Annotated in this window: 14 protein-coding genes; 8 read left to right on the top strand and 6 right to left on the bottom strand. The window is 44.5% G+C overall.

Translation table 11 applies throughout. The features are described 5' to 3' along the window. Window positions 1-8 precede the first annotated feature (8 nt). Both SNE26_RS17285 and SNE26_RS17280 read right to left on the bottom strand, forming a co-directional pair. Window positions 9-749, bottom strand: coding sequence for a LytTR family DNA-binding domain-containing protein (locus tag SNE26_RS17285; RefSeq protein ID WP_321555169.1), 741 nt, complete (start codon window positions 747-749; stop codon window positions 9-11). Continuing rightward, entirely contained in the window at window positions 746-1,879 is a 1,134-nt protein-coding gene (locus tag SNE26_RS17280; protein WP_321555168.1) for a histidine kinase, read from the bottom strand. The genes SNE26_RS17285 and SNE26_RS17280 overlap by 4 nt, the downstream gene beginning before the upstream one ends. 1,012 nt (window positions 1,880-2,891) lie before the next feature. On the opposite strand from SNE26_RS17280, the gene SNE26_RS17275 reads away from it, so the two are divergent. The 5 genes from SNE26_RS17275 (at window position 2,892) to SNE26_RS17255 (ending at window position 13,644) form a co-directional block, all read left to right on the top strand. Then, window positions 2,892-5,357, top strand: coding sequence for a TonB-dependent receptor domain-containing protein (locus SNE26_RS17275; RefSeq protein ID WP_321555167.1), 2,466 nt, complete (start codon window positions 2,892-2,894; stop codon window positions 5,355-5,357). 550 nt (window positions 5,358-5,907) lie between these two features. After that, window positions 5,908-9,195: a TonB-dependent receptor gene (locus SNE26_RS17270; protein ID WP_321555166.1), complete on the top strand. Its 3,288-nt coding sequence runs from the start codon at window positions 5,908-5,910 to the stop codon at window positions 9,193-9,195. Window positions 9,196-9,215: 20 nt separating this feature from the next. After that, window positions 9,216-11,135, top strand: coding sequence for a RagB/SusD family nutrient uptake outer membrane protein (locus SNE26_RS17265; RefSeq protein ID WP_321555165.1), 1,920 nt, complete (start codon window positions 9,216-9,218; stop codon window positions 11,133-11,135). Window positions 11,136-11,185: 50 nt separating this feature from the next. Further along, window positions 11,186-12,412 carry a DUF4959 domain-containing protein gene (locus SNE26_RS17260; RefSeq protein ID WP_321555164.1) on the top strand — a complete coding sequence of 409 codons (1,227 nt, stop codon included), beginning with the start codon at window positions 11,186-11,188 and terminating at the stop codon, window positions 12,410-12,412. Between the two features lie 20 nt (window positions 12,413-12,432). Next, window positions 12,433-13,644, top strand: coding sequence for a DUF5000 domain-containing lipoprotein (locus SNE26_RS17255; RefSeq protein WP_321555163.1), 1,212 nt, complete (start codon window positions 12,433-12,435; stop codon window positions 13,642-13,644). Window positions 13,645-13,744: 100 nt separating this feature from the next. On the opposite strand, the gene SNE26_RS17250 is transcribed toward SNE26_RS17255, so the two are convergent. The 4 genes from SNE26_RS17250 to SNE26_RS17235 form a co-directional block, all read right to left on the bottom strand. Continuing rightward, on the bottom strand, window positions 13,745-14,344 hold the full coding sequence (locus tag SNE26_RS17250) for a hypothetical protein (protein WP_321555162.1): 600 nt from the start codon (window positions 14,342-14,344) through the stop codon (window positions 13,745-13,747). After that, on the bottom strand, window positions 14,345-14,560 hold the full coding sequence (locus tag SNE26_RS17245) for a hypothetical protein (RefSeq protein WP_321555161.1): 216 nt from the start codon (window positions 14,558-14,560) through the stop codon (window positions 14,345-14,347). A gap of 83 nt (window positions 14,561-14,643) precedes the next feature. Beyond that, the gene (locus SNE26_RS17240; RefSeq protein ID WP_321555160.1) at window positions 14,644-15,174 is read right to left on the bottom strand and encodes a DUF6886 family protein; all 531 of its coding nucleotides are present in this window, start codon (window positions 15,172-15,174) and stop codon (window positions 14,644-14,646) included. Between the two features lie 238 nt (window positions 15,175-15,412). Further along, window positions 15,413-16,309, bottom strand: coding sequence for an AraC family transcriptional regulator (locus tag SNE26_RS17235; RefSeq protein ID WP_321555159.1), 897 nt, complete (start codon window positions 16,307-16,309; stop codon window positions 15,413-15,415). A 229-nt stretch (window positions 16,310-16,538) separates the two neighbouring features. On the opposite strand from SNE26_RS17235, the gene SNE26_RS17230 reads away from it, so the two are divergent. The 3 genes from SNE26_RS17230 to SNE26_RS17220 all read left to right on the top strand — a co-directional run bounded on the left by SNE26_RS17230 (window position 16,539) and on the right by SNE26_RS17220 (window position 21,144). Next, complete coding sequence (locus SNE26_RS17230) at window positions 16,539-17,573, top strand: aldose epimerase family protein (protein WP_321555158.1); 1,035 nt, start codon at window positions 16,539-16,541, stop codon at window positions 17,571-17,573. Next, window positions 17,570-19,531, top strand: a complete 1,962-nt coding sequence (locus SNE26_RS17225; protein WP_321555157.1) for a glycoside hydrolase family 97 protein — start codon at window positions 17,570-17,572, stop codon at window positions 19,529-19,531. The genes SNE26_RS17230 and SNE26_RS17225 overlap by 4 nt, the downstream gene beginning before the upstream one ends. Window positions 19,532-19,785: 254 nt before the next feature. Beyond that, on the top strand, window positions 19,786-21,144 hold the full coding sequence (locus SNE26_RS17220; protein ID WP_321555156.1) for a sugar porter family MFS transporter: 1,359 nt from the start codon (window positions 19,786-19,788) through the stop codon (window positions 21,142-21,144). The last annotated feature ends 4 nt before the right edge of the window (window positions 21,145-21,148 follow it).

Here is a 21,148-nt window from a genome sequence, read left to right as displayed (position 1 = left end):
TAAATATATCACGAAAATTTTATTTTATCCCATAGTTTATTGGCAACAACCTGCCGGATCACCTGCTCGCGGTAATTGCGGCTTATCGGGATCCGGTGCTGCCCGATAAAAATATCATTCCCTTCAATGCCATCAATTTTGCCGGTTGATACAATGTATGATTTATGTACACGGATAAAGAGCTTACTATCTAAATTTTGCTCCAGGCTTTTAAGGTTTAGCAGCGTAATGTATTTGCCTTTGGCAGTAAATATGGTAACGTAATTTTGCATCCCCTCCACGTAAAGGATCTCATCAAAGTAAATCTTTTCGTATTTATTACCGCATTTGATGAAGAAGTAACCCTCATCCGCTTCCGTTTTTGGTGCGCCGGGCTGGGCCCAATTATTAAGCAGGCGATGATAATCTTTAGCCTTATTGGCCGATTTAAAAAAGCGGTCGAACGTGATAGGCTTCAGCAGGTAATCGAGCACATTGAGCTGGAAGCCTTCAAGCGCATAGCTCGGGTAGGCCGTGGTGATGATCACCATGGGCGGCTTCTGCATGATCTTTAAAAAATCGATGCCGTTCATCTTCGGCATCTGGATATCCAGGAATATCAGGTCGATAGCCTGCCGGTCCAGTAGCTTGATCAGTTCGAGCGGGTTTTCGCAGGTGCCGGTTAAATTCAAAAAATCAACCTCGCGTACGTAGCTGGCTAATCCCTCACGGGCCAGGGGCTCATCGTCAATTATTACGCAGTTTATCATAGGGAAGCCATTTGTAGGGTTGCGGCCGATTGTTCCAGTTCGGCCAATGTTAATTGCAGGTGTGCTTCAAAGCGGTTTGCAGTATTTTGGATTTCCAGTTTATGGAGCCCGGGGTAAATCAGGTCGAGCCTGCGTTTTACGTTTTTGAGACCGATGCCGCTGTAGTTCACTACTTCGGTTTCAGGTTGGTCCGAGGTGCTGTTGGCTACGTAAAAATCAAGCTGGTTGCCTGCCAGCCCCAGTTTAATACCTATCCAGTTAGGAGATTCCGCATCCTTGGATACGTGTTTAAAAGCATTTTCTACAAAGGTCATAAGGATAAAGGGGGCTATGCCCAAATGATCCGGCAGAGGTTCATCAGCCTCAAAAGTAACATGCACATTGTTATTTTGCCTGAGTTTTTCCAGTTCGATAAAGTTTTCGAGATAGGTGAGCTCTTTTCCTAACGGGATCTGGTGGTCATTACATTCATACAACTGATACCGCAGCAATTCTGAAAACTTAGCTAAGGAGGCTGATGCCATACCCGGATTTTTGTGAATGAGGAAAAATATGGAGTTGATGCTATTGAACAGGAAATGCGGATTAAACTGGTATTTCAGAAATTTAAGCTCCGTTTCCAGTTTCTCTTTTTCGAGCAGTTGCTGGCGGTGCTGGGTTTGCAGCCAGTTTTTAGTAAGCTTGATACTCATGCCTAAAGTCATGCTGGCCACGGTAGACGGGAACGACGTATTATAAAATGATGCAAAGTCGGAAGGATCAACCCCGAACATTTTTTTAACCGAGCAGCCCGCGAAAAAGGCGCTTAAGTAATAGCCACCATTAATAAGTGATGATGCGCAGATAACGGTTAGCGAAAGGTAAATTACATATTGCGTGAGACTGCCCTTTTTCATGTACCTCGGCATCAGGTAGTACAGGTTAAAATATACCGCCAGTGCCTGGAATGCCACATAAGCCAGGATCTTGACACTATAAGCCGAAAAGAACATGGATTTAGCCGCAGCTACCGGATTAGCCACCGCAATGGTGAACCAAAAATAATGGTACACACACCAAAACGGAATATGGTACAGCTTGTATTTAAATAGCCAGTTTTGGTTTAGTGTATCTACTGATAGCCTGTTCATATTAAATATGATAATGGTTAAAAATACAGGTTATTGTTCCCCTCTTGTCCTCGAAGAACCCCTGCGGTTTGTTGCGTTGCCTGGCGCAGACATCAGGGTCCTCTGCGAGAGACCCTGATGGGACATTAATCTAAAACGTTAATAATAAATGCGGTCATGTTGAACTTGTTTCAACACCTCACTTGCTAAGCAACCACGCTAAGCTAATCGGCCACTTGTCCTGTGGGGTGCCGAAACAAGTTCGGCATGACGGGAATAATAAATGCGGTCATGTTGAACTTGTTTCAACACCTCACTTGCTAAGCAATCACGCTGAGCAAATCGGCTACTTGTCCTGTGAGGTGCCGAAACAAGTTCGGCATGACGGAAATAATAAATGCTGTCATGTTGAACTTGTATCAACACCTCACTTGCTAAGCAACCACGCTGAGTAAATCGGCCACTTGTCCTGTGAGGTGCCGAAACAAGTTCGGCATGACGTTAATATAAATGCGGTCATGTTGAACTTGTTTCAACACCTCACTTGCTAAGCAATCACGCTGAGTAAATCGGCTACTTGTCCTGTGAGGTGCCGAAACAAGTTCGGCATGACGGGAATAATAAATGCGGTCATGTTGAACTTGTTTCAACACCTCACTTGCTAAGCAATCACGCTGAGCAAATCGGCTACTTGTCCTGTGAGGTGCCGAAACAAGTTCGGCATGACGCCCGGGGGATTCCCGTCCCCCCAGGGTCTCTCGCAGAGGACCCTGAGGTTCGCCCCATACCTAAAGATACAGCAATTGCATTGATTTATACTTCGTTATTGTATCAACCTGCACAAATAATTGACCAAATGCAGGCTTTAATTTATAAGTAGTAAAAAAGACAATATAGTTTTGGTTTTAAGCGGATTATCCTGCTTCTGTGTATCTCATCAATTATCTGATGCCACTCATCATTCACGTTTTTTAAAGTTTAAAGCACCGTTTTTATTTGCCGGCATAACCGCTAAAAAGGTTACAAACGCCACATGAAAACTTTATGCATCAGCGTGTTATTCATTTGCCTGTTACAAGGCTTAAAAGCGCAGGTATCAGGCAGGGTTACCACCGCCGGCAGCCAGCCTTTGCCATATGTTACCGTATCGCTTATCAGAATTACAGATTCATCATCAGTTAAAAGCATGCTTACCAATGAACAGGGAAGCTACAGTATTGAGGATGCCCCTTCCGGAAATTATCGACTACGGTTAAGCAGTATTGGTTATCAAACCTGGTTTTCATCACCTTTTGAAATCAGCGGGAGCAGGGAGTCAAAATACCTTGCCGTTATTGTGATGAAGGAGGACACCCGGCAATTGGGCGAGGTGGTGGTGCGGGCAAATAAACCACTGTATCAGCAGCGCAGCGATGGATTAGTAGTGAATGTTGAGAGTAGCGTACTTACCAAAGGCAGTACGGCTTTGCAGATATTGGAACGGTCGCCGGGGGTAACTATCGATCACCGGGATAACGGGATTGCCCTGAACGGTAAAAGCGGGGCTACAGTAATGATCAACGGCAAACTGGTGCGTATGCCGCTTGCCCAGGTCGTGAATTTGCTCAACGGTACCAGTGCCGATAATATTGAAAAAATAGAACTGCTGAGCACCCCGCCCGCCGGATATGATGCTGAAGGCAGTGCCGGCATCATCAACATAGTAATGAAGAAAAGTAAAAAGCAGGGAACAAACGGCTCATATTCCTTAACTGGCGGTTACGGTATGGGTGAGAAAGGCACGGCCGGCATCAACCTCAATCATAACACTAAAAACATCAACCTGTACGGCTCCTACACGTTCCAGCACGACAGGACTTATACCGATCTTTTTATCACCGGAAGCCAGTACATGCCTTTTATCGGGGGCAATGCCGAGACGGAATTTTACACAAAAACTAAAAGGATCAGTAATAACCACAATGCTACCCTGGGGGCTGATATTAAGCTGGATCCTAAAACTACCCTAAGCGGTAACCTGAGTTATAACAACAGTCTTTCGCCCGGTTATACCTATAGTAACGCGGGTTATAAGATACTGCCCGATTCATTGCTCAGGTATATTGGGCATATCAACGGAAACGGGCACTGGGATAACCTTACCAGTTCGCTCAATATTGAACATGTGCCGAAGGAAGGGGAGAAGGTAAGCATGGAAGCCGATTATATTCATTACGGCAATAGCAGTCCAAGTGAAGTTAATACTTCCTTTGTAAACAAATACGGTGAGCAGGTGTACGCCAACAATAGTGTAAGCGCGCAAAGGCAACGGGGATTTGCCAATACGGCCATCAACGTAGGTGTGTTTAAAGCCGATTACACCAACCAGCTATCATCCTTACTTAAACTGGAAACAGGTATTAAAGGAACGCATACCGGCAGTTCAAGCTCATCGGGCATCGAAAGCTTTAATAATGGGGTATGGGAGCGCAATATGCAGACTGCCGCTGATATTTACATGAAGGAAGATATTGGCGCCGCTTATCTGTCCCTTAACTGGCAGTTGGACAAAAGTATAAGCCTTAATACCGGGGCACGTTATGAGTATTCCTATACCAATATGGATAACCCGCAAACCGGCAGCAATATTGTGGACCGTAAACTGGGAAAGCTGTTCCCGACATTGCTGTTTACCAAAAAGCTGAATGACCGCTCGGAACTGCAGCTATCCTACACCAAAAGGATCAGCCGGCCATCCTACGACGACCTGGCCTCATATTTTGCCTACAGCGACCCTACAGCGGTTTACACCGGTAATCCTTTTCTTAAACCAACCATCACCAATAATATAAAACTGGGCTATAACTATGGCGACTATAGCTTTTCCCTGCTTTACAGCCGGGATGATAATGCCATAGCCCGCTATCAGCTCAGCGAAAGCCCTGCGCATGATATTTTGTTCATCTCGCCTCAAAATCTGCCGTATCAAAATTACCTTACTTTCCAGGTCAATGCGCCGTTTAAAGTAAGTAACTGGTGGGAAATGACCTACAGCTTTGTTGGCGGTTTAAGGCAGTTTAAGGAGGGTTATACTTTGCATCCGTTAACCAAATCATACTTCGGATATTCCTTTAATTTTAACCAGTTGTTTAAGTTGCCCGGCAGCTTTTCGGCAGAGGTATCGGGGCAGTACAATTCCCTGTCGTACAATGGCACAACGAGGGTTGATGGTTTTGGGGTGATCAATGCCGGGATCAAAAAAGAGCTGAAAAATAAGGGGGGTAGCCTGCAGTTATCAGTGGCCGATGTGTTCAGTGCTGCACAGATCCATGTGCGGTACGGCACACTTACACGTGAGGCTTTTGATATAAAGAGCAACGTACTTGTCAATACCGAAACCAGGCGTTTCCCGGTAATTAAGCTTACTTATTCAAAGTCGTTCGGTGGTATAGGAGCGGCAAAGCGCAACAAACAGGAAAGCGGCTCAAAAGAGGAGAGTGAAAGGATCAGGAGTAACTAAAGGGTTTCTGCAATCCAAAAAGCAGTATTGTTCATTTTCGTTAGGGGCCGTGCAGTGGCCTTTTTCTTTTACTGCCGTAACCTGTAATGCTTTCATTACCTATTGGTTCAGTTTGGCAAACCTGTTTTAAAAATTGGTTTAAATACGTGTTATTTACTTCAAAACAGGATAGGTACGGTGGTAATATTATCCATCTTTTTATATGTTTTATCCATTTTAAATTTTGCCGTACACGTATACATTTACAAAACCAATTAGTAACATTAAACGCAAAAATTATGGAAAAGAAGGTATACTCCCTTGACACGGCGAAACTGTCGTTACTACAATTAAAATTTCCGGAACCTAAATAGGCCGGGCAGTTTATTTAGCTATTTCGGCTAAATGATATTATTAGCTATTATTTAATTCTTCCGTTAGTGTTGGTTACTTAACGGTTTAGCCACATGTTAAGCTAAACCGGCGTGGAAATACTATGGACTTAAATCAACAATGCAATTGATTTTAAAAGATCCGGCTAACCCTAAATAATTTATATGAACCCAATTTTATGAAACCATTTTACAATTACGATCAATTTCCTGTGAAGAGGGGCGGGCAGCAGGGCCGCCTTTTCATTGGTCGGTTATTAATGCTTTTGATATTATCTTGTTTTGCCATTAATGTACACGCGCAAAACAGGATCACTGTTGTAGGGCAGGTAACCGATACCCTTGGCGTAAAAATTCCCGGCGCCAATATCATTGCCGAAAATGTTAAGAACATAGGTACAACATCCGATGTAAACGGCCGGTTTGTGCTTGAAGTAGCAGCCGGTGCCAGTCTTAAGATCTCGTTTGTTGGCTTTATCGACCAGCATATTGTAGTTACTGCCGATAATCAGCATGTTACAGTCAGGCTTAAAGAACAAAAGCTCCTTGCCGAAGAAGTGGTGGTAACCGCCTTTGGTAAAAAGGAACGCAAGGAAGCCCTTGTTGGTTCGGTTACCAGCATTAAGCCCGGCGAGTTAAAGATCCCGGCCAGTAACCTTACCAACGCATTGGCGGGCCAGGCGGCAGGTATCATAGCCTATCAGCGCAGCGGCCAGCCGGGGCAGGACAATGCCTCCTTCTTTATCAGGGGGGTAACCACGTTCGGTTACAAACGCGACCCGCTGATCTTGATTGATAACGTGGAGCTTTCAACCAATGACCTGGCCCGTTTAAATGTTGACGATATTGCCAGCTTTTCGATATTGAAGGATGCAAGTGCTACGGCACTTTACGGCGCACGTGGTGCCAATGGCGTAATTTTGGTTGCCACCAAAGAGGGTAAGCAAGGCCCGGCGAAGATCAATTTCCGGTCGGAGTTTTCTTCATCGCAATCCACGCAAACACCGCAATTGGTTGACCCAATCCAGTACATGAACCTGTATAATGAGGCATCGCTAACGCGTGATCCTACATTACCGCTTCCATTTCCTCAAACTAAAATTAACAATACTGTTAACACCATTAACCATACACCGGGCAGTAATCCCTACGTATACCCGGCGGTTGACTGGTTAGACTTGTTATTCAAAAAAAGAGCTACCACGCAGCGTAATGATTTAAGTGTTAGCGGCGGCGGCCCAACAGCACGTTACTATATAGCCGGTTCATATAACATTGATAATGGCGTTTTGCGCGAGGATATCCGCAACAACAATAACAACAACGTTAAGTTTAAAAACTACCAGTTACGCTCAAACGTAAATGTGAACCTTACTAAAACCACCGAGGTTATAGTACGCTTATCAGGCACGTTCAGCGAGTACAATGGCCCTATCACTTCTGATGGTTCTTTCGCCTCCGATCTTTACAATGTTGCTATCCACACCAGCCCGGTTTTATTCCCGGCCTATTTTGAGCCGGATGCAGCCAATGCCAATGCGCAGCACATCCTGTTTGGTAACGTTGGTTTAGCATCAGGTACTACCAGCAACAGCATCCAGTACAATAACCCATATGCTGCTTTATTAAGGGGGCATAAAAACTCGTCGGAGTCAAGGATGTCGGCACAGTTTGAGTTAAACCAGGACCTGAAATTTATTACCGATGGCTTAAAGTTCAGGAGTATCTTCAATACCAACAGGTACTCGTACTTTGATTCTCAGCTGGCCTATTCGCCTTTTTATTACAACATCGGCAGCTATGATAAGGACAGCAACAAGTACACTTTAACCTGGCTTAACCCGCAGCCAACCGGTAATAACGTAGCGACCGAATACCTGAATTACAGCCGTAATGAGCCTAATGCCAATACTTTCTTTTACCTGCAAACAGCGCTGGAGTATAACAAGCCTTTTGGTAAAGGTCACAACATCAGCTCAACCTTAATTGGTACCGCTCAGCAAACGCTTTACTCAAGCGCTAAAGATCCCAAAACAGGTACCACCACCTTGCCGTATTCATTGCCTTTCCGCAACTTAGGTTTGGCAGGCAGGTTAACTTACTCATACCTGAGCAGGTATTTTATTGAAACCAACTTTGGTTATAACGGTTCGGAACGTTTCTCTGCAAATCACCGTTACGGTTTTTTCCCAACCATTGGCGGTTCATGGGTGGTATCAAACGAAAAATTCTGGAACCCCAATATCCTTGATCGCTTAAAGATCCGCGCCAGCTATGGTTTGGTGGGTAATGATGCTATCGGTTCACAAAGGTTCTTCTACCAGTCGGATGTTACCCTTAACGCGGGGCCTAACTATGCCCAGTTCGGGATCAACAACCAGTATGAGCGTAAAGGTGTGTTCATTAACAACTATGCCAATCCCGATGTTACCTGGGAAACATCAAAACAAACCAATATCGCGGTTGAGGCTACCTTCCTGAAAAACTTCAACGTAGTGGCCGAGTTTTACCGCAACAACCGTTACAATATTTTACAGGAGCGTACCAATACCCCAACCAGCGAGGGCCTGGAATCAACTACCAGTGCCAACTTAGGTAAGGTGAATTCAAAAGGTGTCGATCTGTCGCTGGATTATAAACAAAGTTTCAGCAACGGGGCATGGGCTTCTATCCGCGGTAACTTCACTTACTCAACCAACAAGTATAAATACATTGAAGAGCCTGATTATAAAGAATCATGGAGGCATTTCATCGGTCAGCCGATAAGCCGTGGTTATGGTTACATAGCCGAGCGTTTGTTTGTTGATGACCAGGAAGCCCGCAACTCGCCAACACAGATCTTCAGTGCTAACGGTACAAACGGTATCCTGCCACAAGGCGGCGATATCAAATACCGCGACCTGAACGGCGACGGCAAAATTGATTACCTCGACCAAACCTTTTTAGGTTATCCGCAAACCCCAGAAATTGTTTACGGTTTCGGTTTCTCAACCGGGTTTAAAGGGTTCGATCTTTCGGCCTTTTTCCAGGGCCAGACAAGGGTGTCGTTCTTTATCGACCCGAACAAGGTTAGTCCTTTCATCCCAAGTAACGACGCCTACATCTACGGAAATACCCAGGTGCTGCAGGCTTTTGCCGATAGCCACTGGAGTGAAGAGCATCAGGACTTATACGCCTTATATCCGCGTTTGGGCACTACCTCAACTACCGTGCTTAACAACCTGCAGCCAAGCACCTGGTGGCTGCGCGATGGAAGCTTCATGAGGCTTAAATCGGTTGAGATTGGTTATACGCTGCCAAAGAATATATCGAAAGCAATGCACCTGACCAACTGCCGCATTTACTTTAACGGCCTTAACCTGCTTACCTGGAGCCCCTTCAAAATGTGGGACCCTGAGCAGGGCGGTAACGGCTTTGCTTATCCCATACAGAAGGTGTTTAACCTGGGCTTAAACGTGAATTTATAACCGTAAACGGATTTAGAGAGATGAAAAATATAAGATCATATTATAAAATTGTTATGCTGGCTGCCTTGGTTTCCATGGGCCAGTCGTGCAAAAAATACCTGGATATCACTCCTGATAATGTGGCCACGATAGACTATACCTTCCGTAACCGCAACGAAGCGGAAGATTACTTGTTTACCTGCTACTCAACCATGCAGCATTTAAACGATGTGGTGAACAATCCGGGTTTTGTATACTCGTCGGAGATCGTATACCCCAATACGCTGAACGATCATTACTTTAACGAAGCGGGATTTAACCTCATCCGCGGGTTGCAAAGCAACTCCAACGTGAGCCTTAACTATTGGGATGGCGCTAACGGCGGCCAGGCAATTTTCCAGGCTTTAAGAAGATGTAATATCATGCTGGAAAACATTGATAAGCCCATTGACCTAAGCGCGTCTGAAAAGAAGAGGTGGATTGCCGAAACCAAATTCCTGAAAGCATATTATCATTATTACCTGATCAGGATGTACGGCCCTATGCTGCTGATCAAGGAAAATTTCCCGATCAATGCATCGGCCGAGGAAGTGAAACGTAAACGCTCGTCGGTTGACGAAGGGTTTGAGTACGCGGTGTCGTTGCTTGATGAAGCTATTCCTGATCTGCCGCCGGTTATTGATAACCAGGCTACCGAGTTTGGCCGTATTACCAAATTCATCGCCTTATCTGTTAAGGCCGAGATATTGACAACAGCTGCAAGTCCGCTGTTTAATGGTAACCCGGATTATGCAGGTTTTAAAGACCATGATGGTAAAAGCCTGTTTTCAACTACTTATGATGCAGGTAAATGGCAAAAAGCTGCCGATGCCTGTAAAGCAGCGATAACCGAGTGCGAAGCGCAGGGGCTTAAATTATACACTACACCGCCAACTGTTGGCGTAGGTAACGTATCAGATAAACTGAAGAAAGTTTTAACCTTACAGAACGATATTACCGAAAAATGGGAGCAAAACCCCGAACTGATCTGGGCGCTGAACTATGGTTTTACTTATCAGAATTTCACCATCCCAAGGATGACATCGGCCGCTGTAGGCCTGGCCTCAACCAATCCCGGTACGTTCGCAGTGCCGATCCAAACTGCCGATCTGTTTTATACCGATAAAGGTGTGCCGATCAACGAAGACAAAACCTGGGATTATACCAATCGTAATTCAACCCAAACCGGCGATGACTCAAGCGCCCCGCTCATCATGAGCGGCTATGAAACCGCCAAAGCCCACTTTAATCGCGAGCTGAGGTTCTATGCCGATATCGGTTTTGATGGGGGCATCTGGTTTGGTAACGGTAAACGGGATGAAGGTACTGCTTACTATGTGCAGGCCCGTGGCCCCTATGCGTTGGCCGGCCCAAAAAGTATCAGCGCCACCAATATCACCGGTTACTGGCCTAAAAAGCTGGCCAATTACCTTTCGGTTTATGACAACATCTTCACTACCGAAAACTACCATTTACCGGTAATGCGCTTATCAGGTTTATACCTGTTATACGCCGAAGCATTGAACGAAGTGCAGGGCCCGACAGCCGAAGTGTACTCCTATATTGACAAGGTACGGGCAAGGGCTGGTTTAGATGGCGTGCAGGCATCATGGGCCAATTACTCAAAAAATCCATCCAAGCCCGGTTCAAAAGATGGTTTAAGGACTATTATTCACCAGGAACGCCGGATCGAGCTTTGTTTTGAAGCACAAAGCGGCTGGGACCTGCGTCGTTGGAAAGAGTTGCAGGGCGTTTTAAGTAAACCGATCCAGGGATGGAATATTTACGAGGGTACAGCGGTTAACTATTATCGCCCGCAAACCATCATACAGCCGGTATTTGGCATTAAAGATTATTTATGGCCTATCAGTACCAATGATTTGATAGTGAATAATAATCTTACCCAAAATCCATACTGGTAGGAGCATCTGTTTACTGAAAAGATTAGATAATTAATATAGAAATATAAATTATGAAAAAGATTAATAACTGCAGATGGCTTACCGGTTTAACGCTTATGCCGGTTTTACTCATCATGCTTATCGTTTCCTGTAAAAAGGGCGAATCAAACATCGAGGTGGTATCCAACGATACTACCAAGCCCGGCGTGGTCACTAATGTTAAGGTGGAGAATTTAAACGGCGCGGCAAGGCTTACCTATACGCTGCCCAATTCCAAAAACCTGCTGTACGTTTTGGCCAGCTATAACATCAATGATAAAACAACCAGGGAAACCAAGGCCAGCTATTACACCGATACCATTACGGTTGATGGTTTTGCAAGGGCAAAAGATTATGAAGTTACCCTGTATGCGGTAAGCCGCGCCAACGTTAAATCAGATCCGGTGGTGGTAAAGGTGAGTCCTAAAACGCCTAACTATTTGCTCATTAATGATAATCTGGATATTACCCCTGATTTCGGCGGTGCCAATTTCTTTGGCTTAAACCCTAATAAAGTGCCAATCGCGGTGCACGTGCTGTCCTTAAATGATAAAACCAATAAATATGACGAGCAGGACCCGCAATACATCAATACTGACTCGGTGAATTTTTCGGTACGCGGGTATGATGCTACGCCTAAAAAGTTTGGTGTGTACACTACTGACAGGTTTGGCAATGTTTCGGATACCGTGTATAAAACGCTTACGCCGCTGTTTGAAACCCTGTTGGACAAAAGTAAATTTTACACCTACCATTTGGATAGCGACAGTCCTATTGGCTATGGCTGGGAGTTCAAATACCTGTTTGACGGTAACACCGGCGAACCGGGCTGGCATACGCTGAGCGCGCCTACCAAACAAGGTACCTTTGCTTTGGGTGTAAATGCCAAGCTGAGCCGTTTTGTTTTATGGGAAAGGTTAAGCGGGATCTTCGGTTACCAGAACATCAGGCAGCTTACCTTATGGGGCACCAGCAGTGATTCGCCTAAGGATTCGGTGCTGCCTAAAAATTCGGCTCCCGGCACGGTGTCCGGCGATTGGGTGAATTTGGGCAACTTTACTTATCCTAATCCACCTTCCGGCTTACCGCCCAACCAGGCCAATGCTTCCGATCTGGCTTTTGTTGCGGCCGGTGTAAACTTCAAGATCAACATCAACGCGCCTGCAACCAAATTCATAAGGCTGGAGTGTACGCAAACCTGGGGCGGTTTGGATTATGTAAACGCGCTGGAGATCTCATTATATGGCAACCCATTGTAATACAATTAAAAATTAAAGACATGAAGATCAGATACAGTATAGCTGCTTTCTTTTTGGCGGGTATTGCAATATTTGCCTGTAAAAAGTACGATAAGGATTATAAGGCGTTTTTAGATAACCATGAGGTAACTTATCCAGGGTTGGCAAGTAAAGTAACTTTTCATCCCGGTAATTTGAGGGCGGTGCTGGTTTGGCACCCAAGCCCCGATCCGAGTATTAAAAACTATAAGATCACCTGGAACAATGCCACCGACTCGGTAATAGTTGATGCCACAAGCCATAGCCCGGCCGATTCCATCAGCGTATCCATCCCCAATTTAAAGGAGTATGTATACAGCTTCAGGTTGGTAGCAAGGGATAATGCGGGCAATTCATCCGTTGGACAGGATATTAATAATGTGCGTGTTTATGGCGCGGCTTATCAGTCGGCCTTGTTAAACCGCTCGTACAATACGGCTAACCCTTTCCAGGTAAATGACAATGGTTCGGTGAGGTTGTTTTTTATTAAGGCCGATACCGGAAACGTTTCAACCACTATCAAATACACCAACACAGCCGGGGCCGAGGCAACAAAAGAGCTTAGTGTGGATAGCAGTGGTATAACATTGACCGATCTTAAGCTGGGAACCGCTATCCAGTACCGTTCATCATACAAACCAACGGCCGATGCGGTTGATGTGTTCAATACAACATCTTTCGATGATTTTCCAAAGATCTACGGGATAGCAGAGTGCGATAAATCGCTGTTCAAGCCATATAATCTGCCTACCGATATTCCATCGGCTTATGGTTGGGAAACCTACTATTTATGGGATAAGAGCACCAATGAACCGGGCTTCCATACACCGGGAACAAGCATGCCGCAATGGTTTACGTTTGATATGGGACAGCAGGCATCGCTGGCTAAAATGAAGATCTGGCAACGTATGTCGGCGCTGTACAATGTAGGCAATCCGAAACGGTTCGAGATTTATGGCAGCAATAGCCCAAGTGCTGATGGCAGTTATGGCAGTTGGACAAAACTGGCAAGCTTTACCTCGGTTAAACCGTCAGGCTTACCTGCTGGACAAAACACCCAGGCTGATGCGGACTTTGCGGCAGCAGGCGAACCGTTCAACTTCCCTGCCGATCTGCCTGCATATCGCTACATCAGGTTCAAAGTACTGGAAACCTGGGGCGGAACAAATTATTTCCACCTCATAGAATTGACTATGTATAAAGTGGATAAGTAATAACTTAGTTTTGGTTTGATAATGGCAAGTTCCCGTTGCTTCAATTGAAGCAACGAGAACTTGTGGTTTTAGAGGAGGAGGCGGTCATCCTGAACTTGTTTCAGGAACCTATGATTCTGTTTTGAATAAATGGTTTGAGGTTGTTGGCAAACCACATGGCACTTTCTTTATGTACTGTGAGCTGATTATAAGATTTATCGTAGTAAGCCACTAATTCAAGTCTTGTTTCATTATTTGAATCCAATAAAATTAGCTCATCTAAATAGTCAAAATTGTCCTTTAATAGCGGAATTGTATTTGCATACATTTCTTTAATTATTTCAGGTTTAACGAGATGCCGCCCACGTTCATGCCTCTCTTTGGCACGAACTAAGCAAAGATCAACCTCATCAGTGAAGAATAAAATGACATGAAGTTTATTGTCGTGCCTGAAGTTTTTTGCTGAAAGGACATACTCGTATTGATGCTGATAGCCGAGATTTAGTTCGAGAGCAAAGTTTTCGTTATTGATTAATTTTTGCCGAATGGTGTTTCTTACACGATGTATAGAATATTCATTATAATCGGCATAGCCCTGCGCTTTATATTTGAAGCGCATTTCGTCTTCATTTAATATATCAAGATCAGGATCAATAAATTCATCGCCTCTTGTGCTTTTACCTATCCCCGGCGGCCCGGCGATGATGTAAATGTTTGACATTTACTTAAGCACTTTAGTGGTCCCATCTGCATATTCAGCCAGGAAGCGCCCGTCTTTTTTGTACACTAATGGTTGCCCTATTGAAAAAAGGTATTCTTTAGCCTCGTTCTGCATTTTAGCCAGCCAATCTGCCCGTTCTGCGGGCGTCATCAACCATGGTTTCCTGGTCATTTTGCCCTTTTTTAATATTGAATCTAAAGGAATATCCTGTGCCATGTTGAGTGTTTATTATCAAAAATAACAAAAAATAAAGAATATAAGAATTGGTACGGAAGGTTATACCTGTTGGAATAAAAAAATCATCCCTTCGCATTCCGCATCCTGATCAACGAAAACTGAAGGCTCGAATTGCGCACAGCATCAGCAATCTCAGTTAACGATGGCATAAACCGCAGTTCGATATCCCGGCTTAACAATGTGGCCATAATATCATCAATAACAGTTACCGCTATTGGCAAAGCCGGTTTATAGGATACATAATAACCCGCGCATTCATCTATCAGCATAAAATCATCCGGCATAAACTCATAACAATACAGGGTGGTTTTCTTTATCTGCTGATACCAGCCACTTTCCACAGCAACAATATGACTGGCCGTTGTATTGCCTATGAACTTTTGCTTATCTGTAGCTGTGGTATAAGGGCCAGTATAAAATGTAACCCTCGGGCAATCGCGGGGTAAGAGGTAGTTATGCAGCAACTGATCGCTGATGGCAAAAACAACGTCAGCGGTAATATTATCAAAATTCGATGGGGAAGGGCGGGGGGCAAATATGCTGATGCCGGGCTGTTCGCTGATATGGAAAAGTCGGGGTTTGGGCGGGTGCATAGCCAATATTTTTCGTAGAGACGCATAATTGCGTCTCCCGTATGCAAATTACGTTTGATTCACCGACATGCCAAACGATTTTCCAATTGTGGCCGATTCCGCTCTTGTTAAGCGGCTTGTCCTGCGGGGAGACGCAATTATGCGTCTCTACAAAAAAACAACTTCATTGCCGTCGGTTTTAACCGACGGACAAAGGATAAACAACCCAATTGGCTTTAGCCGAAATCTCCGCCCGGTATTACCGCTTATGTGTTTTCCTATACTTCGATGGCGACATGCCAATCAGCTTGGTAAACAACCGTGAAAAATAATAGGGATCGTCAAAACCCAGGTCTGAGCAGATCTCTTTAATGCTCCTGTCGGTAAAGTATAAATACTGACAGGAAGCCTGGATCTTGAGCAGGTTGAAATAGTTGATGGGTGATGAGCCGGTTTTTTGTTTAAACAGCCGCAAATAATGTGATGCCGAAATACCCTGCTGCTTAGCCAGGTGCATTACCTCAAATTTTTTGCTGATGTGTTTTTTCATATAAGCGATAGAGTTGCTCACAAAATCATTATCATAATCAACCGGGTTGGTTTGTTTGTAGTATACCAGGGAGGAGATGAAATTGAGCAGGTTGATGTTTACGATCTCCATTTCTTTTTCATGATAGCTGTGTTCGAGCACGGCGTAGATCTGCTCATACAGTTTGATCCGGCTGCTATCATACGGAACGGATTGTACCGCGGGCTGCCCGTTATCAAGCGAGCGCTCATAAATGAGCTGCGAATTTGAGCCACTGAAATGCACCCAGTAAATACTCCAGGGGGTGGTTTCGGAACTTTTGTAACGGTGTGCTGTGTTGCGCGGAATGATGAAAAAAGTATTGGGTTTAAGTACATGGTCCTGCCCGCCTAAATAAACATAGCCTTCTCCATCTATGCAATAAAGTAAAATATATTCGCTGCTGCCGGTGCGGCGCTCTCGGTCGTGGTATGCAGCTTTGGGGTAATAGCCTATTGCGGTAAGGTAAAAGCCTTTAATTAAAGCATTGTTGGTAATGGATTTTTTAATGTTTGGCGGCAAAACGATCATTTTTTGACCGATAAAGCCTTCTTTGATCCGCTTTTTGGGCTCAGCTATCGCGTTCATAACATTACAGCATAATTGGTATTTAAAGGTATTTATTTTTTTGATGATGACAAGTTTTTAATTGCTGTTGATGGATGATAGTATTATCCATCACTTTTTAAGAAATATCCATTTTTTTAACCGCTGTTTCATAGTAGGTTTACCAAAACCAATTAAGGACTAAACAGGTGGATCGCCTGTTTAATAACAGATAATTACATGAGGTACCAATTTAAATGTCAATACACACATGGCTGTTAAAACTTCATCCAGGTTATGGGGGCAGGTTAATGGCGCCGATGTTTTCCTTTTCAGGATCGGAAATGAAAGCGGGGCTTATGTTGAGCTTACTAATTACGGTGCAGCCATTGTATCAATTGTGGTGCCTGATAAGCAGCAACAGCTCGAAAACGTGGTTGTTGGCTTCCCCGATTTGGAAAGATATTTAAATGATACCTGTTATATAGGCTCAACTATAGGTCGTTATGCCAATCGTATCAGCAATGCCCGGTTCAGGTTGGATGGTAAGATCTATCAGCTGGATGCCAATGATGGTAAAAATTCCAACCATGCAGGTAAAAGCGGTTTTAACTATAGGGTGTTTACTGCCGAAACTATTGATAATGGTGTAGTGATGACCCTGACCAGTGCTGATGGCGATGGAGGCTACCCCGGAACCTTAGAACTTATGGTTATCTATACCTGGAGCGATGATAATGAGTTGATGGTCAGTTATAAAGCTACTACTGATAAAGCTACAATAGCTAATTTTACCAATCACGCTTACTTTAATTTATCGGCATTTAAAAGTAAGATCTATAACCACAAACTTACCGTTTTATCGGAACATATCGTGGATTCGTACGAGGATTATACGCCAAGTGGGGCAATTATACCTGCCAAACAAAAGGCCTTTAACAATGATAAGCTGGGCGATAAATTTAAGATAGATGAAAGCCAGGTTGAGGGGCTTAACCTTTTTTACGTTATCAACCGGGAAGCTGAAGATAATACCCTCGCCAATGCCGCTCTTTTAATTGATGAAACATCGGGCCGCAGCCTTGAAGTTTATACCGATTACCCGGGCATATTCCTGTACACCGGCGATTATTTAAGCAGCACGGCACCTACACATACAGGTAAACCGGCAAAACCTTTTGATGCGCTGTGCCTTGAGTGCCAGCATTATCCGGATAGCATCAATCACCCTAATTTTCCGCAGGCCATATTGCAGGCCGGCGATGTTTACGATCAAAGCATTTTATACAAGTTTGGTACTATATGAAAAAACATACCCTGATATTTTTTGTGCTGTCTGCTTTTGCCCTTCGCGTTTCGGCTCAAAGCTACACGGTTAAATCACCGGATAATAACCTGAAGCTGGAGCTTAAGGTAAATGATAGTATTAGCTATGCATTAAACTATAAAAACAACCGGTTGATCTCGCTATCGGCTATTGGCCTTAAGCTTGATAAAACTACCCTTGGTGCAAATGCCAGAGTATTAAGCGCCAAACCATCAACCGTAAATAAAATCATTCGCCCGCTGTATGGCAAAACCGCGGTGCTTACCGATAATTATAATGAATTAGCTATAAGCTTTGCGGGGAACTATAAACTGCTTGTCCGCGCTTATAATGAGGGCGTGGCTTATCGTTTTGTTACTGATTTGAAAGATTCGGTTAAAGTGATGAGCGAACAAGCTGATTTTAATTTAAAAGGGAATCCCGGTGCAATCATTGCCGAAACAGATAATTACACCGCCTGGGAACTGGCTTACAACCAATACAAATCCATCAGCGAAGTAAAGGAAGATAAACATGCCATAACCCCGGCGTTGTACAGTTACAATAACGGCGTAAAGCTGGTTATAGCCGAAGCCGACCTGTTTGATTACCCCGGCATGTACGTTAAAAAGAAAAACGGGAACATCATTGGTGAATGGGCTGGCTACCCGGCGACTACTAAAATGGGTAGCTGGGGAGATTTTGTATCGGTAGTTACCTCGCGCGAAAATTATATCGCCAAAGAACCCGGCAAAAAGGAATACCCATGGCGTGTGCTCATCGCTACCGATGATGATAAAACTTTACTGAACAACCAGCTCATTTATAAGCTCTCGAAACCTTCGGTATTGGAAAATACTGCATGGATAAAACCTGGCAAAGCGGCCTGGGAGTGGTGGCATGATGCCATTTTGCCCGGCGCACCAATTCCATCTGGTATGGAAAACCGCAGTACACAATTGTATAATTTTTATACCGATTTCGCCGCAAAAAATCATTTGGAGTACATGATGATAGATGCAGGCTGGAGCGATAATTATGATGTCAAAAAACGTCTTCAAAAAACAGATATCCGGGCGGTTATTCAGCATGCCAGCGAAAAGCATGTCGGCATCTTTGTTTGGTGCGTGGCTTCACCTTTATTGAAAGACCTGGATGCTAACCTTGATTACTTAAAGGACATTGGCGCGGTAGGTATTAAAGTCGATTTTTTCGACCGTGACGATCAGCAGGCCATTAAATGGCTGCAGGTAATTGCCGAAGGTGCTGCCAAACGTCACCTGATGGTTGATTTTCATGGCTGCTCAAAACCAACCGGTTTGCAGCGTACTTATCCCAATATTGTAAACTACGAGGCTGTGCGCGGTCAGGAATGTTCAAAATGGGATTTTACAACCAGCCCGGTACATCATACCACTTTCCCTTTCATCAGGATGCTGGGCGGTCCGTTGGATTATACGCCGGGCTCCATGCGCAACAAATCAAAAGACACTTTTAAGCCGATAGCTGAGGGGCTGCCATCAACACAAGGCACCCGTTGCCATGAACTGGCCATGTTTGTGGTATTCGATCAGCCGCTGGCCGTGTTTTGTGATTCGCCTACTGAGTATGAAAAATATCCGGATATCGAAGCCTATTTATCGGCCGTACCGACAGTTTTTGATGAAACTAAACCACTGGATGCCAAAGTAGGCGAATACATCGCGATAGCAAAAAAGAAAGGCAGCGACTGGTACGTTGGCGCCATGACCAACTGGGATGCAAGGGACATTAATGTTGATTTCTCCTTTCTGCCAGCTGGAGTTAATTATACTGCCGATCTGTACAGTGATGCCCCCGATGCAGATAAAAACGCTGAAAAATATGAGCATAAAACCATCACCGTAAACCGGTCAACCAAATTGAACCTGAAACTGGCACCGGGCGGCGGCGCGGTTGTACACCTGCACGGAAATTGAGGTGAAAGGATAAAGTAAAAAGCAGTTTTATATAAACAATAGATGTTAGAAGTTATTTAAAAACGATTGAAAAACAAGTTTTGTAGAAACGCATAATTGCGTCTCCCTGAGGACAAGCAGATTTTAAGGTGAATAGGCAAACTTAAATTGCACGCGAGAGACGCAATTATGCGTCTCTACATTAAAAACAATCAAACTTAAATAACTTCTTAATTAAAGTAGATTTATAAAGAGAAGAAGCTAACCAACATAAAATGACCATCGATTTAAAAAAAGAAGTTAAGTTTAACAGCAGCTACATTATAGGGATCTCCTTTATATCGGCGCTGGGCGGCTACCTGTTCGGCTTTGATTTTGCCGTAATATCGGGTGCGTTGCCGTTCCTCCGCAAGGAGTTTGCGCTTGACCCTGTTTGGGAGGGCTTCCTAACCGGCTCACTGGCCCTGGGCTGTATTGTTGGCTGTATCATTGCTGGTAGCATCGCCGAAAAATTTGGCCGCAAGCCGGGACTGATGATTGCCGCGTTCATTTTCGCGGTATCATCTTTGGCTATTTCGGTATCAACATGGCTTGCCTATTTTATTACCATGCGTTTTGCAGCGGGTGTTGGTGTAGGCATGGCCTCCATGCTTTGCCCTATGTACATAGCCGAGATTTCGCCTGCCAAGGTGCGCGGCCGTAACGTGGCCATTAACCAGCTTACGGTAGTGTTGGGTATCCTGATCACTAACCTGTGCAATTACTTTTTGGCAGATACCGGCGATAATGCCTGGCGATGGATGTTTGGCCTGGGTACCGTACCCGCAGTAGTTTTTATGCTGGGCGTATTGTTCCTGCCCGAAAGCCCGAGGTGGCTCATGAAAGTTGGCAGGAATGAAGATGCCGAAAAGGTACTTTACAAAATTGGCTCCGAGGCATTTGTTACCTCCACGCAGGAAGCCATTGAAAAATCATTGAAAGGCGGGGTAAGCAAGCAATCATACCGGGCGGTATTTGAAAAGGCTGTACGCCCTGCGGTGCTGATAGGCATTACGCTGGCAGTGTTTCAGCAGTTTTGCGGCATCAATGTGGTGTTCAATTATACCTCAACCATATTTGCATCGGTTGGGTCAAGCCTAAATCAGCAATTGTTTGAAACCGTTTCTATCGGTATCGTTAACCTGGTATTTACCCTGCTGGCTATGTGGCAGGTTGATAAGCTTGGCCGTAAGCCGTTGATGCTTATCGGTTCGTTGGGTTTATCCATATTTTATATTGTGTTGGCTTACCTGCTCCAAAATCAAATGTCGGCTAAACTGGTGTCAATATTTGTATTGCTGGCCATCAGTACCTATGCGCTTTCGCTTGCGCCCATCACCTGGGTGCTTATCTCGGAGATTTTTCCTAATAAGATCCGCGGCGCGGCATCAACCGTGGCCATTGTGTCCTTATGGGGAGCCTATTTTATACTGGTGTTCACCTTTCCGATACTGGCCAAGGTATTGGGCACTTACGGGCCATTTTATATGTACGCCGCGATCTGCTTTTTAGGCTTTTTGTTTGTGCTGAAGAAAGTGAAAGAAACTAAAGGCCAAACCCTTGAAGAGTTAGAAGAAAATTTAATAAGACATTAATAAT

The sequence above is a fragment of the Mucilaginibacter sp. cycad4 genome, from assembly GCF_034263275.1.
In the GTDB taxonomy this organism is placed as follows: domain Bacteria; phylum Bacteroidota; class Bacteroidia; order Sphingobacteriales; family Sphingobacteriaceae; genus Mucilaginibacter.
This window is presented reverse-complemented; position numbering and strand designations above follow the sequence as displayed.

Coding starts and splice junctions, on each gene's coding strand:
- SNE26_RS17285 (WP_321555169.1), bottom strand. CDS start 749: ATGATAAACTGCGTAATAATTGACGATGAGCCCCTGGCCCGTGAGGGA.
- SNE26_RS17280 (WP_321555168.1), bottom strand. CDS start 1,879: ATGAACAGGCTATCAGTAGATACACTAAACCAAAACTGGCTATTTAAA.
- SNE26_RS17275 (WP_321555167.1), top strand. CDS start 2,892: ATGAAAACTTTATGCATCAGCGTGTTATTCATTTGCCTGTTACAAGGC.
- SNE26_RS17270 (WP_321555166.1), top strand. CDS start 5,908: ATGAAACCATTTTACAATTACGATCAATTTCCTGTGAAGAGGGGCGGG.
- SNE26_RS17265 (WP_321555165.1), top strand. CDS start 9,216: ATGAAAAATATAAGATCATATTATAAAATTGTTATGCTGGCTGCCTTG.
- SNE26_RS17260 (WP_321555164.1), top strand. CDS start 11,186: ATGAAAAAGATTAATAACTGCAGATGGCTTACCGGTTTAACGCTTATG.
- SNE26_RS17255 (WP_321555163.1), top strand. CDS start 12,433: ATGAAGATCAGATACAGTATAGCTGCTTTCTTTTTGGCGGGTATTGCA.
- SNE26_RS17250 (WP_321555162.1), bottom strand. CDS start 14,344: ATGTCAAACATTTACATCATCGCCGGGCCGCCGGGGATAGGTAAAAGC.
- SNE26_RS17245 (WP_321555161.1), bottom strand. CDS start 14,560: ATGGCACAGGATATTCCTTTAGATTCAATATTAAAAAAGGGCAAAATG.
- SNE26_RS17240 (WP_321555160.1), bottom strand. CDS start 15,174: ATGCACCCGCCCAAACCCCGACTTTTCCATATCAGCGAACAGCCCGGC.
- SNE26_RS17235 (WP_321555159.1), bottom strand. CDS start 16,309: ATGAACGCGATAGCTGAGCCCAAAAAGCGGATCAAAGAAGGCTTTATC.
- SNE26_RS17230 (WP_321555158.1), top strand. CDS start 16,539: ATGGCTGTTAAAACTTCATCCAGGTTATGGGGGCAGGTTAATGGCGCC.
- SNE26_RS17225 (WP_321555157.1), top strand. CDS start 17,570: ATGAAAAAACATACCCTGATATTTTTTGTGCTGTCTGCTTTTGCCCTT.
- SNE26_RS17220 (WP_321555156.1), top strand. CDS start 19,786: ATGACCATCGATTTAAAAAAAGAAGTTAAGTTTAACAGCAGCTACATT.